The sequence below is a fragment of the Porphyromonas endodontalis ATCC 35406 genome (assembly GCF_000174815.1).
Taxonomy (GTDB): domain Bacteria; phylum Bacteroidota; class Bacteroidia; order Bacteroidales; family Porphyromonadaceae; genus Porphyromonas; species Porphyromonas endodontalis.
Genome location: NZ_ACNN01000005.1, coordinates 278,428 through 292,148, shown reverse-complemented (window position 1 = coordinate 292,148; position 13,721 = coordinate 278,428). Strand labels below are relative to the sequence as shown.

Below are 13,721 nucleotides of genomic sequence, written 5' to 3'. Positions count from 1 at the left end.
ATGCCGGCCGCGATGTAATGATTGATGCCCCCTCGGCAATCGATCAGGTACAACTCGATGAACTCAACCTCATCCTCCGCCCAGCCCAAGAGCAATAAATCTTTTGATGCCTACCCATCTTGATATAATTGCAGCCCTCGAAGAAGTTTGTCCCTTGTCTCTACAGGAGACCTGGGACAACAGCGGCTGGCAAGTAGGTAACCCGCACCTTGAGTGCACCGGGGCTATACTTGCCGTAGAGGCAACCGAAGCCACCGTACAAGAGGCTCTAGAGACCGGCTGTAACCTACTTATCACTCATCATCCCCTACTCTTCCACCCTCTCAAACACATCGGGAGTAGGACTTACCAAGAGCGCACCGTAGCCCTTGCCATCAAGCATGACGTAGCCATCTATTCGGCTCATACTAATGCGGATAATGCGGCTAAAGGGATTAACTACTACCTTGCTGAGCGACTGCAACTACAAAACACACGCGCCCTTGTAGCTCAACCTTGCAACCTTTACAAACTATCGGTTATGGTGCCCACCGCCTCTGCTCCCAAAGTGGAGAGGGCTTTGTGCGCCGCAGGAGCAGGCAGATTGGGGTGCTACGATAGTTGTTCGTTTTCGGTAGAGGGGCGAGGGCATTTCCGTCCATTGGAGGGAGCAAATCCCACAATTGGCTCTCTAGGCGAATTGGAGGAGGTGATAGAGACACAAATTTCCCTCCTTGTTGAGCCTCACCTCGTCCACAAAGTAATACAAGCAATTTACGCCTCCCATCCGTACGAAGTGCCTGCCTACGAGCTCATTTCCCTAGCGACTCCACAAGATAAGATAGGCACGGGTGTCATCGGCGAACTACCCCATCCCATAAGCGAAGAGGAGTTCCTCAAAAAAGTCTCTCAGTGGTCTGGGGTAAAGCACGTTGCCTATTCCCACCCCCTAGGGAAAGCGATCTCTCGCGTTGCTCTATGCGGAGGAAGCGGAGGGAGTTTCCTATCCAACGCCATTGCACAGCATGCCGATGTTTACCTTACGGGCGAGGGAAAATACAACGACTACCTAGATGCGGCCGGCCATCTCCTCTTTGTCACCATCGGGCATCACGAGAGTGAATCGATCGCTCGCAGGCTATTTAGCGACATTATCTCGGCAAAATTCCCTAACTTTGTGCTTCGAGAGTCGTTGTATGACAATAATCCGGTTAATCACCTATAAGTAATATGGCCAAGAAAGAAACGCCAGCAAAGAAAGAACCTACCGCCAAAAAGCTGAAGGATGTAGCTTCGGTTGCCCAACCAGAAACCGCAGAAGAACGTGTAGCAAAGCGTCTCACCGCTTTGGCTCGTCTGCAGGCAACCCTATCGCGCATAGATGAAATTGAAATACTTCGTGGCGAACTTCCTCTCGAAGTTGAGAACATAGAGAACGACCTTGCTCAGTTGCAAACGCGTCTCGACAATACGGCATCTTCTGCCAAAACCCTATCACAATCGGTTACTGCAGAACGCAGCAAGATAGCTCAGTCTCGTGAGTTGCTCGATAAATACAAGGCTCAAATAGATAATGTTCGCAACAATCGTGAGTATGACAACCTCTCAAAAGAGATTGAATACCAAGAGCTAGAGATTACCCTCAGCGAGAAGAAAATACGCGAATACACCCAAGAGCTGCAAGCTCGCAAGGCTGATATTGCAAAATACAAGGAACAATTCGAACTCCGTGCAGGCGACCTAAAGGCCAAGAAATCGGAGCTCGACAGCATCATACAAGAGACACACGAAGACGAAGAAAAGCTGCGCAAAGAAGCGGCTAAGCAGGAGAAAGAGATCCAAGATCCCCGTGTACTTGCCTTTTTCCACCGCATTCGCAATGGAGCTCGCAACGGACTAGCCGTAGTACCCATCGACCGTGAGTCTTGTGGTGGATGCTTCAATCGCATTCCTCCTCAGCGTCAGCTTGAGATCAAACTCCACAAAAAGGAGATTATTTGTGAGTATTGTGGGCGCATCATCATTGACCCTGATTTACTCAACATGTAGTAGAACCCTTTTGGGTGTCTCCACCTAATATAAACATAGGGTGTATCGGAAGTAACAACTTTTGGTATGCCCTATTTTTGTAAACTCTCCCCATGAAGACGAATCCCCAAGTGTACCACCACCCCCTAATGCGAACCATGCGACAGAGCATCAGTCGCTATCAACTTTTGGAGCCACATGCTTCGGTGCTCGTGGCTCTAAGTGGAGGGGCTGATTCGGTTGCACTACTACTTGCCTTACAGCTCGCTAACTACCGCCCTATTGCCATACATTGCAATTTTCATTTGAGGGGAGAAGAGAGTCTCCGAGATGAGCAATTCTGCCGAGATCTCACGGATCAACTGGGGATTGAATTAGAGGTTCATCACTTTGATACTCGTGCCTATGCTGCGACCCACCGGCTGTCTGTAGAAATGGCAGCTCGCGAACTCCGCTATCAAGTATTTGAACAAGAAGCCTCTAAACGGGGCATTGAAGCCATTGCTGTAGCCCATCACTTGCAAGACAATGTAGAGACACTTTTGGGAAATCTCTCTCGGGGAACAGGGCTTACCGGGCTCCGTGGCATTCTGCCCAAACGCGGTTCGATTATCCGACCGTTACTTGATGTGCACCCCAAAGAGATTCACGATTTTCTCCATCTATTGGGGCAACCGTTTTGCAACGACAGCACCAACCAAGACACTACTATCAAGCGAAATGCTATCCGTCATAGCATCATTCCGCTTTTCCAGGAACTTAATCCCCAATTCCTTACCACCTCTAGAAGTACATTGGCACACCTGCGAGATGCCGAGACGATATACCAAAAAGGCATCGAAGCACTACTTACAGAAGCACGTGTACCTCAGGTATTCCCCTTCTCTTATACCACGATATTGACTTATAAAGTAGAGAGTCTACTTCGCTCGGGCGTTGCCCCTACCCTGCTCCATTACATTACGAAAGGGAAAGGTTTTTCTGCAGATGCTATTGAGCAATTTGCAGCACAACTCTCATCTCCCCACCCCGTAAGCATTACAGCAAATAGCCACACACTGGAATGTCGCCAAGGGCTACTCCACCTCATCTCCAAGCCTCCAAGAGAGAAAGAAGGAGCCGTGGAATATCTTCGCATAGACTCGAACCAAGGGGAGATAAGCACCTCTTACGGCATTTTTTCCTACTCCATCCACGAAAAGAATGAAGCTATCCACACTTCCCCTCTCTCTATCGTGCTGGATTGGGATGCCCTAAGTCTGCACTGCTCTGATGCTAAAGGCGTGATTACTCTCTCCATTTCCGCAATAGATCCGGAGGAGAAAATACAACCCTTTGGGCTCAAAGGGCGGAAAACAATCCATAAGATACTTAATGAAAAGGGAGTAGTATCGGTACTTTTTTCTTCCATTCCCCTACTTCTGGCAGGTGAGCAACCTCTTTGGGTGGTACCCATGCAGCGCACAGAGGCTTTTGCCATTACCCCCAATACCCGCCGTTATCTACAACTCACGTTCTCCCCTATCAAGGAATAAAAAACATGGATTTGAAGAAACTCCTTAATGTGAAAGAAACAATAATATAAAGGCTATATGAAGAATTATTCAGGGAAACTACAACAACTATTATATTTGATAGTATCTCTCCTGCTGGTCATGGCAATAAGTCTCCGAAGAGACGAAAAGGTCTTAGGACACGATCTCAAGCAGCAACAAGAGGAGGCTACTAAGACGGACACGATGACCGTGCTTGAAGATGGCTCTGTACAATTAAATACTACGGAACTGGGGAAAGACATCATAGGCTATGGAGGTACCGTACCTTTGGAAATCACTTTGCAAGATGGTAGAATTAAAAGTGTCAAGGCCCTCCCAAATTCAGAGACTCCCAAATTCTTTGAGTCGGCATCAGTACTCCTTAGTAAGTGGGATGGGCTGACCATAGAAGAAGCACAGCAACTGGAGGTAGACGGTGTATCCGGTGCAACATTCACATCAAAGGCTATTATCGAGAACGTACAGCGAGGACTTCAGTACGCGGCGAATAATCCCGAAAAGGGATCAATCTGGTCAGATTTCGACCTTTCTGCTAAGGCTATAGCCGGACTAATTGTCGTGCTCTTAGCTGCCATCGTACCGCTTTTTGTTAGGAATAAACGCTATAGGATAGCTCAGCAAATCCTTAATGTTGTTGTACTCGGCTTCTGGTGCGGCTCGTTTCTGAACTACACATCAATGGTCAGCTATATGTCAAATGGGATGAATGTAATAGCCCTAATCGTACCGGTCATCATGCTCATCACGGCCTTCGTATATCCGCTTTTTGGCAAAAAATCGTACTACTGTACACATGTATGTCCGCTCGGTTCGTTGCAAGAGCTTGCAGGGAAATGCGTAGGGTACAAAATAAAGATGAAGCCAACGACTATCAAATACTTAGATATGTTTCGCCAGATTCTATGGTCTGTACTCATGCTATGTTTGTGGACAGGTATATGGTTCGATTGGATCGATTACGAGCCCTTCTCTGCCTTTGTTTTCCAATCAGCCTCATGGGTGGTCATTGCCATTGCTGTAGTATTCGTGGCCCTCTCCACGGTGGTTATACGACCCTACTGCCGCTTTGTTTGTCCCACAGGTTCTCTCTTTAAGTGCAGTCAATATTCAAGTCCTAAAAACAAGAAATAAAAGATATGAAGACGTCAATGATTCTCAATGTAGTGCTCGCTATTGCACTCGTATTCCTATGCTATAAGGTTGCAGTAACTGGGGAGAAGAAGGGAGAGAAACAGGATACCTCTGAGGTAGTTCTCAACAATATTCTTGAGCGCACATCTATCCGCTCCTATCAAGACCAATCTGTTGAAGAAGAAAAGATAGAAAAGTTGCTCCGTGCAGGGATGGCAGCCCCAACGGCTAAAAATAAACAGCCATGGCACTTTATAGTTGTTACGGAAAAGGAACTGCTGCAAAAACTTGCTGAGGCTAACCCCCATGCCGCAATGGCTGCTAAGGCTCCGCTGGCTATTGTAGTCTGTGGCGACATGACCAAAGCTCTCGATGGCGATGCGCGTGACTTCTGGATTCAGGATTGTTCCGCAGCCTCAGAAAATATTCTCCTAGCAGCTACGGGAATGGGACTCGGAGCCGTATGGACTGGAGCCTACCCGGCAAAAGAACGCTACACTGCTGTATCTGAGGTCCTTGGACTGCCGGAGTCATTAATTCCTCTTAATACTATTGTTATAGGTTACCCTGATACTGAGGCAACCCCAAAGGATAAATGGACGGAAGAGAACATCTCATACAATATGTACGGAGAAGAGTAGATAGATGGCTAGCGGTATGCCTACAATGATGATGGGTGGCAGAAACTAAGATCTTAAACTAACACAACAAAAGTATGCCCCAAGTGCCTATCACGCAACGGATAGGATCTTGGGGCAAATCCTTATGATAGAGTAAAGATTACTCCGTAGGAGGCAAAATACTAGTCGGGATGTTCTTGGTATTCTTGACGCCCAATTCGCGTAATTGCTCCATCTGATGGATAAAGTTTCCTCGCCCCTCGCTCAATTGTCCTCGTGCCTTGCGCAGGCTCTCTGTTGCCTTTACCATCTTATCTTCCGTCTCTACAAGGGTAGCTGCATAAGTGCAAAACTTGTCGTACATGGTACTGGCACGCCGTACAATCTCTTCCACATTTTTAATTTGTCGATCGCGCTGCCACATATCTTGCGCCATGCGCAGTACGGCTATCAAATTGGTACCATTGATGAGGACAACCCCTTTCTTGTACGCCGTTTCCCAGAGTGCAGGATCTTGTGTTAAAGCCAGAGAATAAGCCGGATCGTTAGGGATAAATAGAACAACAAAGTCGGGAGCCCCCGTTATAAACTCCGGGTAACGCTTGGCCGATAGCTCCGCAATATGCTTGCGCACACTATCAAGATGCTCTTGGGCAAAATGCTTGCGCTCCTCATCATCCTCTGCGGCTATGTACCTGCTATAAGCCGTAAGACTGACCTTACTATCGATCACCATGGCTCCGCCATTAGGGTAGCGCACGATCACGTCGGGGCGCAAAGCACTCCTCTCTCCCGCAGGATGTAGAACGTCTCCTTGCTCATCTCGCAAAGTCTCCTGCACCATATACTCCTCACCACGTCGCAAGCCACTCGACTGCAAAATGTTCTCAAGAATCATCTCTCCCCAGTCCCCCTGCACTTTGCTATCCCCCTTGAGGGCTTTGATAAGGGCATTCGTCTCCGTGCTTAGCGTGCCGCTCTGCTGCATAAGCTCTCGGATCGTACTTTGCAACAAAATACGTTCGCGCGACTCGGCACTATAGGTCTCCTCTACTCTCTTACCGAGGCGTTCTATATCCTCTCTCAGGGGACGAAGGGTCTCCTCGTTGCGTACACCTAAGGTTTTGGAGCGCTCTTCTACAATCTGTGTAGCGATCTCTTTGAACTGCAATTGTAGCTCCTTGGCTTGGTCTTGATTCTTCTGTTTCGCCTCCTCAAGAGCGCGTTGCAGATGCTGGCACTCTATCTGCCAACGATAGCCCTCATGCTCTAGGTTCTCCTTTTCGCTCCGCAACTGTTCAAGAGCACTTTGCCTTTGCACACTCTCCTCAGTTACTCTTCGGATCTCCTCTTTTTGCACAGAAATTAGAGTACGCGCCTCTACTATTTCGGCTTGTTCCTGCTCTCGTTTTTCCCTGATAGATAAGGAAATACGATGCTCTCTCAAGAGCAAAAAGGCAAGACAAAAGACAACAACGATTGCTGCGATAAGGGAGTAAATCATACTACTTTAGGGTCTCATTCTACGACCCTCAAAGGTACAATATTCCACTCCATTCTTCCATATAAATACACATTTTAGGCCAATTTGTGTATCTATCTATACCTACAATTCATCAATAAGAGCTACTTTTGCACAGCTAAAGAACAACTGTGCATGAATAAATATACGAATAACGACGTTAACAGGAACCTACTAAAGGTAATCGAAGACTCCTTCAAAGAGAGTTTTGACTTACCGGCATTTACCGACTACGATACAAACGAAACCTTTACCTATGGCAGCGCAGCACAAGAGATTGCTCGCCTCCATGCCCTCTTTCGCACGGCAGACCTCAAAGCCGGAGACAAGGTCGCCCTCATGGGGGCAGACTCGGCACGCTGGTGCATTATATTTATTGCCACTATTACCTATGGTGCGGTAATTGTTCCCATCCTACAGGATTTTAACCCTCAGGATGCTGAACGCATTATCGATCATAGCGACTCTCGCATACTTTTCCTAGACCAGAAGCTCCGCACCTCCATAGACCTCAATCGTTGTCCCCAAGTAGAGATACTACTGGGGATAGAGGAGCTGGATATAGTACACGTTGCCAAGCAAAAAAAGGAGAACGAAAAAGCCCTAAGAGAATCCATTGCCCACCGCGATCGATGGAAACTCTACTCCGAGGGCGGCAGCTTTGCTCGCGAGAGCATCTGCTTTGCTCAGCGAGAGAATAGCGAAGTAATGTACATTAACTACACAAGCGGTACCACGGGTGTAAGCAAGGGAGTGCTCCTTACCGGACAAAATATTGCGGGTAATGCCCTCTACGCGCACCGACTCGACCTCATGTATCGGGGGCATCGTGAACTTTGCTTCCTCCCCCTAGCGCACGCCTATAGCTGTGCATTCAATTTGATAACCCCCATCACCATGGGGGCACACGTGACCATCTTGGGAAAAGTCCCCTCTCCTCGTGTTATCATGGCCGCCTTTGCCAAGGTGCGCCCACAACTCATTATCACCGTCCCCCTCATCCTAGAGAAGATCTACAAGCAGGCAATTGCCCCCAAGCTAGAGCAACCTCTTATTAAGTTCCTCACTCACATACCCGGGCTCAAAAGCATTGTGTACAAGAGTATCCGACGCAAACTAGAACACGCCCTGGGGGGTGAGTTTCGCGAAGTGATTGTAGGAGGAGCTGCCCTATCGGAGCAGGTGGGCTCCTTCCTAAAAAAGATCCGATTCCCGCTAACTGTTGGGTATGGAATGACCGAGTGCGGCCCTCTTATCAGCTACGAAAACCACAAACACTGGGTGCCAGGCAGCTGTGGGAAGCCACTTACCACAATGGAAGTACGTATCGTACGCGAAGAAGGAGCTCCTCTCAATGCCCCCGGAGAAATACAAGTACGAGGTATGAATGTATGCCAAGGATACTACAAAAATCCGGAAGCCAATGCGCAACTCTTTACCTCCGACGGCTGGATGCATACGGGAGACCTCGGTACCTTAGATCGGCATAACAACCTATTCATACGTGGGCGGTCCAAGACTATGATCCTCTCTAGCAATGGGCAGAATATCTACCCCGAAGAGATAGAAGAAAAAATCAACAGCTTCTCTCTCGTTGCAGAAAGTTTGGTCGTACGTAGAGCAGATAGGCTGGTAGCCCTCATCGTACCCGACCCAGAGGTTGCACAACGCGAAGGGCTTAGCCCGGAAGCCGCTTGGCAACGAATCGAGGAGTTCCGAGCACAACTCAACAATCAAGTAGCTGCCTACGAAAAGGTTACTCGCTTTGTCCTCCAAGAAGAACCCTTCGTCAAGACTCCGAAACGAAGCATCAAACGATTCCTCTACGAAGAGAAGACTAATTGAGCCCTTAACCAATAGGGACATCATACTATGGAAAGAGGCAATTCCTTACGGGATTGTCTCTTTTTGTTCTCTCTGCCCCTTAGAAAGGCAATAGCTCCCAAGGATTTTAAGCCATTCCTCAAGGGGTTTTCTTTTCTGCCCTAAACTACTCTTCTATTCCAGCCAAAAACACCTCCCTATTCTGCCTGAAAATGCCCAACATTCTACCCTAAAAATAATTTGCTATAGGCCTAGAAATTTTTTGCTGCAGGCCTAGAATAAAATCCTTCTCCGCAAGGCCTATCTTTCTAGCCCCCCAAGCCCCCTCCTAAGAATTGTACTATCCAGGAACCCATTTCGCCTCCATTCCTCGCCCAAACAGCATCAGGACGAAAAAAAATCTGACGCACAGAGCAAAATTCTTTTCCGTCATAAAAAACTAAGAACCAAATATATAGGGAGAAACTCACCCCTTAGGAGCTAGTAAGAGAGTAAAAAAGTAGCCCTAAGAGTATTGTGCATTAGAAATTAAGTAGTACCTTTGCATTCGGAAATCGATAACGCCTATTAGGACTGGCCGATTAGCTCAACTGAATAGAGCATCTGACTACGGATCAGAAGGTTGCAGGTTTGAATCCTGCATCGGTCACTATCGAGAAGCGGGAGAGGCGATTCCCAAAAGAAGTCACCAAGTATGGGTGCATGACTCCGTAGCTCAGTTGGTAGAGCAACTGACTCTTAATCAGTGGGTCGAGAGTTCGAGCCTCTCCGGGGTCACCATATGACAAACAAATTTTAGCCCTCAACACTGAGGGCTTTTTTGTTGCCCTAATGAGCTAAAATTCTCATCTTCGCACATCGTCGTGCGCCCTTGGCTCCTCAATGGCAACAAAAACGAGAACATCTACACTTTCCTATTCCGCCCTCTTCTTCTCTACCCTTGACGTATCAAGGGTGATTCTTTGCGTTCTATTCTCCCCAAAATCCCTCCTTAGCAAGTAGAAGTAGAGGTGGTATGATTCTAAAAAAGGGGTAGAAATAAATCTACCCCTCTCTATATAGATTCTCTCCTTAGAAGAGAACAACCCCGCTAGCGGAGAGAGATCAGAACTCCAATTCGAGCCCGATCTGCAGTTCCTCAGGAGCAAAGCGGATACCAAATCCCTTTGCACCAATCTCAGGTTCTTCTCCCATCACAAAATTATCGCGGTATCCTACGAAGCCTAGACGCAGGCACAAGCAAAGCCCCTCTGTAAGGTCAATACAAGCCCCTGGACGCACTCCTACCTCCCAGCCATACTCTTTCTTGGTATTCTTGGCGGCATCCTTGGCAAGCGTCATATTCCATCCAAAACAACCATCAAGGTAGAGATTAAAGGGAAGACGGTGCAAATAATAATAGCGTACAAAGGGAGTTACTCCTACAGAGTGCTTGTCTTCCTCAAACTCATAGGCAAGAAAAGCCCCAGCCCCCCAAGTATCGTTGAACAAATACCCTGCCTCCGGTCGGAGAGAAAAGGCACTGCTTTTGGTATCGGTATTGTACCAGTAGTTTAGACTTCCTCCCACAAAGATCCTACCATCGTGGCTGTGATCGTGTGCCTTGGAGTGAGGGAAACCCTCTGTTTGAGCACTCAAAGAGAGTACAGGGAAAAGAGCAACAAAGAGACTAAAGAGAACTTTTTTTACCATATATACGGAACTTAAAAGGTGAATAATCAAAAGGGGGGAAATGACTCCTCTACCCTCTAGAAGTAGTACTTCATCTTAGTAGAGTCGTTTTGGCGGAATGCCTTGTAGGGCTCACTCTTTGCTAGGAGGTTCTTCTTCTGGAGACCGCCAAAGAGCTTTGTGGCCAACTTACCCGCCAAGGTCTTGGCATTAGCCAACTCCGAGAAATAATCGTCAATCGAATATTTACGGAAGTGGAGGATCTCCTCCAAGGCATCTCCATCGGAGAAATAACCACCATAGCGATTGTACGTAGCAAAAGTACGCTCGGGGAAGTCCATTTCGCCCCAACCAATCGTAGAAAAGAGACGTGAAAGGAACTCCGAATAGACTGCCCGACAGGTAGTACCACCGCCCACATTGAAGATCTTATTCCAGAGAGAGGGACGATGCTGATAGCTCTCCACGAGGGCAAAAGCCAAGTCCTCGGCATGTACAAACTCAAGGTGCGACTCTAGAGGCATCAAGAAGATTTCTCCGTCCATCTCCTCCATCTCTGTCCCCATCACAATACCGGGGCGGAAGATGGTCCACTCTAGCGAACTATCCTGCACAAACTTCTCTGCTTGTATGCGCGTCAGTGCCGAGAAGTTACCAATGGAGGGAGCCAAGAAATCGCTTGTGCGGAGCATCGGAGCGGTTAGGCGGTCTCCATACACCTCAATAGAAGAGAGCATCACCAAATAGGCTTGAGGGGAATAATGCTCAAGATTCTCGATAAGGAAACGAGTACCTAGGGCATTGACTTCCTCAGCAAGGGGGTATTTCTTGCAAGCCGTGCGCGGAGAGAGGAAACCGCAATGAATCACGAAATCTTGTCCTTTGACTACCTCTACCGTATCCGCAGGTAGTGCGATATTCCCATAAACAACAGTTATTTCGTCGCGAAGAGGCTCGAGCAACGTCTGTGAGCGACTCTTTTTTACATCAAAAACGGTAATATTAAATTTATCTTTGCGTGCCAATAATTGTTTCAGCACATAACGACCGATCTCGGTACTAGCTCCCACTAGGAGCACATTGGTCTTATCGTTCATAATGATTCTCTCTCTAGTTATTCTGCTTCAAATATACGCAATAGTTGGCAGGCGCAGGCATTTCTACCCAAAATAGGGTAGACAATTGTTGCTCTACGCCCCCATAATAATAGAAAGTAAGGATAGAAAACCTCCTCCCCGCCCTAAGACGAAGAGGAGAAAAGGTTATAATCAGTACTCAATAAGAGTATGAGACGCAAATCCGGGGAGCGAAGCAAAGGCCTCAACAATACTCGTCTCACCCACAAGAGTGCGAGCACAATTGATCACTCCTCCGTGGCAGAAAAGCAATATATGCCGGAAGCCCTCCAGTTTTTTCTCTTCTAAGAAAGCGCGTACTCTCAGCTGCTGATCGCTCAAGGACTCCCCTCCGGGCGTGCGATGATCCACGTAGTACCTAAAGAACGCCGGGATGTCTTGAGTGGTTAGAATCTCACTCCAAGGCTTACCCTCCCAGGCTCCAAAATTCATTTCACGCAAGCGGTCGTCTCGCTCGGCATGGCCATATCCACAGTAGGTAGCCAGCTTTACAGCTCTCTGGAGAGGACTTGTAAAGACCCCATCGGGTTGCAGACCTTCAATGCGCTCTTTCGCCCCTTTCGCTTCTTGCTCAAAGGTAGGATTCACCTCTACATCAAGGGCTCCATAGCAAGTGAAATTACCATCTAACTCCACGGAAGTGTGACGTACCAAACTAACTTTCATAGGGATAAAGACTCTCCAAAACAACTAATCAAGAAAAACGCTTCTTGCCGTCGAAGCCTCCCTTTCGCCCCTTTTTCTTAGCATCAAAAGAGCGATGCTCTTCTCTACCTCCACGAGAAGAAGGACGCTCGTCCTCTCTATCTTTGCGAAACTTCGCAGGGCGACCTCCTACGGTTTTAGGCTTCCCCATAGGGGCAAAACCATCAGTACGGCGATCCTTTTTTGCCCCTGCATTTTTTGGGCGAGCGCGATGAGGTCGATCATTATCCTCGTCTACATCAATGTATTGTCTTCCAATTCGTACAGAAGCCTGCTCTGCAATGCGCTGCTTTTGCTCGGCTGCCATATCCCGGAGTAAGTCGCGCACGGGAAGTTCCTCCCCATCCAATTCTACGACATCATCCTCAGAGACCACATCGCTAAGCTCAGCTCGATCTCCATTGATCCAAACACGCCCCTCTTCTATCAGGGCTTCTACTTCTCTGCGAGAGCCTAAGCCCGTATCGCTTAGGAGTTTATTGATTCTCACATTCATGGGAAACAGGTTGTTCGCTTGTTATTGATTGTATTTGATGAATGATTGACAAAAGAGTATTCTCCTCCGTATGAATCGAAGGAATTTCTATAAAAGGAGTATCCATCAATCGGGCAAGATGAGCCATAGAATTATCTACCGTAATAAGGCAAGAAAGCTGTGATAGGTAGGCTAGCTCGTGAGCAAATGATAGTCCGGTGATGAAATTGACCCCTCGAGGTAGTAACTCGAAAAGGTCGCTATACTTAGAAAATAATTCTTTTTTGACCCCAAGAAGATAAAACGTAGCGTGAGGGAACGCCTCGCGGAGCGCAGAAACAAGCCCTGCAGTACGCTCAAAGTCATCTTGGATGGGCTGCTCCCCTTGCAAAGGAGCAATCCCAATGGAAAAAGGATTAGGGTGAATCTCGGGGTAATGGATCCTAGGGAAAGAGGGGTGAGGCGCCTGTACATGGAGGCCTGCACGAGCAAACGTATCTGCAAAAAGAGAAAGCATCTGCTCGGCATCAGATAGGGGAATATGCTCTTGACAGCGCTTTACCACCGCACTTTTGGCAATACGCGTACAACGAATCCTAGCACGGCAGCAACGAAGACGACGAGACAAAAAACGACTCCGCCAGCTACGTTGCAGGTCGATGATAGCATCGAAGCGGTCGTATATAAGTTTATTCGACAGAGAAATGAGCCCAAACAACGTGCGATCGGAGTGCTTAATATCTATCGCCATTGCCTCCAAATTATGCGGAGGGCTAACCAAAATCCCTGTAATAGAAGGCTTCATGAGATAGGTAAACCGATGCTCAGGATACTGCTTAGCCACGGCATAAACCAACCGAAGGCTGAGGGCAACATCCCCCAACGAAGAGGTGCGAACAATCAGATAGTGCGCCATGGACGTGTTGCAGCTTGGGTTATCAGCTTGCCTCTATTTAGGGTGAAGGTTCTCTAGAAAAAGAGTAAGAGTGACAAACGGAGTACCCTAGGAAGAAAAAACTATAGGGCAAGGAAAATCCATTTGTCACTCTTCTTTTCTTGTGGAAGTAGCTATTA

General features: G+C 47.7%; 12 protein-coding genes and 2 tRNA genes. 8 read left to right on the top strand and 6 right to left on the bottom strand.

Going from position 1 to position 13,721, the window contains the following annotated elements; all coding sequences use genetic code 11:
* Positions 1 to 106: 106 nt before the first annotated feature.
* From POREN0001_RS01440 to POREN0001_RS01420, 5 genes are all read left to right on the top strand, one after another.
* On the top strand, positions 107 to 1,204 hold the full coding sequence (locus POREN0001_RS01440) for a Nif3-like dinuclear metal center hexameric protein (RefSeq protein ID WP_004332015.1): 1,098 nt from the start codon (positions 107 to 109) through the stop codon (positions 1,202 to 1,204).
* Between the two features lie 5 nt (positions 1,205 to 1,209).
* Positions 1,210 to 2,028 carry a zinc ribbon domain-containing protein gene (locus tag POREN0001_RS01435; protein WP_004332089.1) on the top strand — a complete coding sequence of 273 codons (819 nt, stop codon included), beginning with the start codon at positions 1,210 to 1,212 and terminating at the stop codon, positions 2,026 to 2,028.
* 92 nt (positions 2,029 to 2,120) lie between these two features.
* Positions 2,121 to 3,542 (top strand): tRNA lysidine(34) synthetase TilS, encoded by a 1,422-nt coding sequence (gene tilS, locus POREN0001_RS08945; protein ID WP_004332037.1) that lies wholly within the window; start codon positions 2,121 to 2,123, stop codon positions 3,540 to 3,542.
* A gap of 57 nt (positions 3,543 to 3,599) precedes the next feature.
* Positions 3,600 to 4,694, top strand: coding sequence for an FMN-binding protein (locus POREN0001_RS01425; RefSeq protein WP_004332196.1), 1,095 nt, complete (start codon positions 3,600 to 3,602; stop codon positions 4,692 to 4,694).
* Between the two features lie 5 nt (positions 4,695 to 4,699).
* Positions 4,700 to 5,335 (top strand): nitroreductase family protein, encoded by a 636-nt coding sequence (locus POREN0001_RS01420; protein WP_004332064.1) that lies wholly within the window; start codon positions 4,700 to 4,702, stop codon positions 5,333 to 5,335.
* A gap of 139 nt (positions 5,336 to 5,474) precedes the next feature.
* Here the strand turns inward: POREN0001_RS01420 and POREN0001_RS01415 are convergent, their stop codons facing one another.
* The gene (locus POREN0001_RS01415) at positions 5,475 to 6,818 is read right to left on the bottom strand and encodes a DNA recombination protein RmuC (protein WP_004332306.1); all 1,344 of its coding nucleotides are present in this window, start codon (positions 6,816 to 6,818) and stop codon (positions 5,475 to 5,477) included.
* A gap of 153 nt (positions 6,819 to 6,971) precedes the next feature.
* Here POREN0001_RS01415 and POREN0001_RS01410 point away from each other — a divergent pair, with 153 nt between their 5' ends.
* From POREN0001_RS01410 to POREN0001_RS01400, 3 genes are all read left to right on the top strand, one after another.
* Complete coding sequence (locus POREN0001_RS01410) at positions 6,972 to 8,681, top strand: AMP-binding protein (RefSeq protein ID WP_004332193.1); 1,710 nt, start codon at positions 6,972 to 6,974, stop codon at positions 8,679 to 8,681.
* A 554-nt stretch (positions 8,682 to 9,235) separates the two neighbouring features.
* Positions 9,236 to 9,309: transfer RNA gene (locus POREN0001_RS01405), tRNA-Arg, on the top strand.
* 55 nt (positions 9,310 to 9,364) lie between these two features.
* Positions 9,365 to 9,440: transfer RNA gene (locus POREN0001_RS01400), tRNA-Lys, on the top strand.
* A gap of 324 nt (positions 9,441 to 9,764) precedes the next feature.
* Here the strand turns inward: POREN0001_RS01400 and POREN0001_RS01395 are convergent.
* The 5 genes from POREN0001_RS01395 to POREN0001_RS01375 all read right to left on the bottom strand — a co-directional run bounded on the left by POREN0001_RS01395 (position 9,765) and on the right by POREN0001_RS01375 (position 13,563).
* Positions 9,765 to 10,352: a hypothetical protein gene (locus POREN0001_RS01395; protein WP_004332175.1), complete on the bottom strand. Its 588-nt coding sequence runs from the start codon at positions 10,350 to 10,352 to the stop codon at positions 9,765 to 9,767.
* 56 nt (positions 10,353 to 10,408) lie between these two features.
* Positions 10,409 to 11,428 carry an NAD-dependent epimerase/dehydratase family protein gene (locus POREN0001_RS01390; RefSeq protein WP_004332120.1) on the bottom strand — a complete coding sequence of 340 codons (1,020 nt, stop codon included), beginning with the start codon at positions 11,426 to 11,428 and terminating at the stop codon, positions 10,409 to 10,411.
* 171 nt (positions 11,429 to 11,599) lie between these two features.
* Entirely contained in the window at positions 11,600 to 12,133 is a 534-nt protein-coding gene (cobC, locus tag POREN0001_RS01385; RefSeq protein ID WP_004332036.1) for an alpha-ribazole phosphatase family protein, read from the bottom strand.
* A 28-nt stretch (positions 12,134 to 12,161) separates the two neighbouring features.
* Positions 12,162 to 12,668, bottom strand: a complete 507-nt coding sequence (locus POREN0001_RS08940) for a S4 domain-containing protein (RefSeq protein WP_004332065.1) — start codon at positions 12,666 to 12,668, stop codon at positions 12,162 to 12,164.
* Positions 12,649 to 13,563, bottom strand: coding sequence for a glycosyltransferase family 9 protein (locus POREN0001_RS01375; RefSeq protein WP_004332179.1), 915 nt, complete (start codon positions 13,561 to 13,563; stop codon positions 12,649 to 12,651). The genes POREN0001_RS08940 and POREN0001_RS01375 overlap by 20 nt, the downstream gene beginning before the upstream one ends.
* Between the last annotated feature and the right edge of the window lie 158 nt (positions 13,564 to 13,721).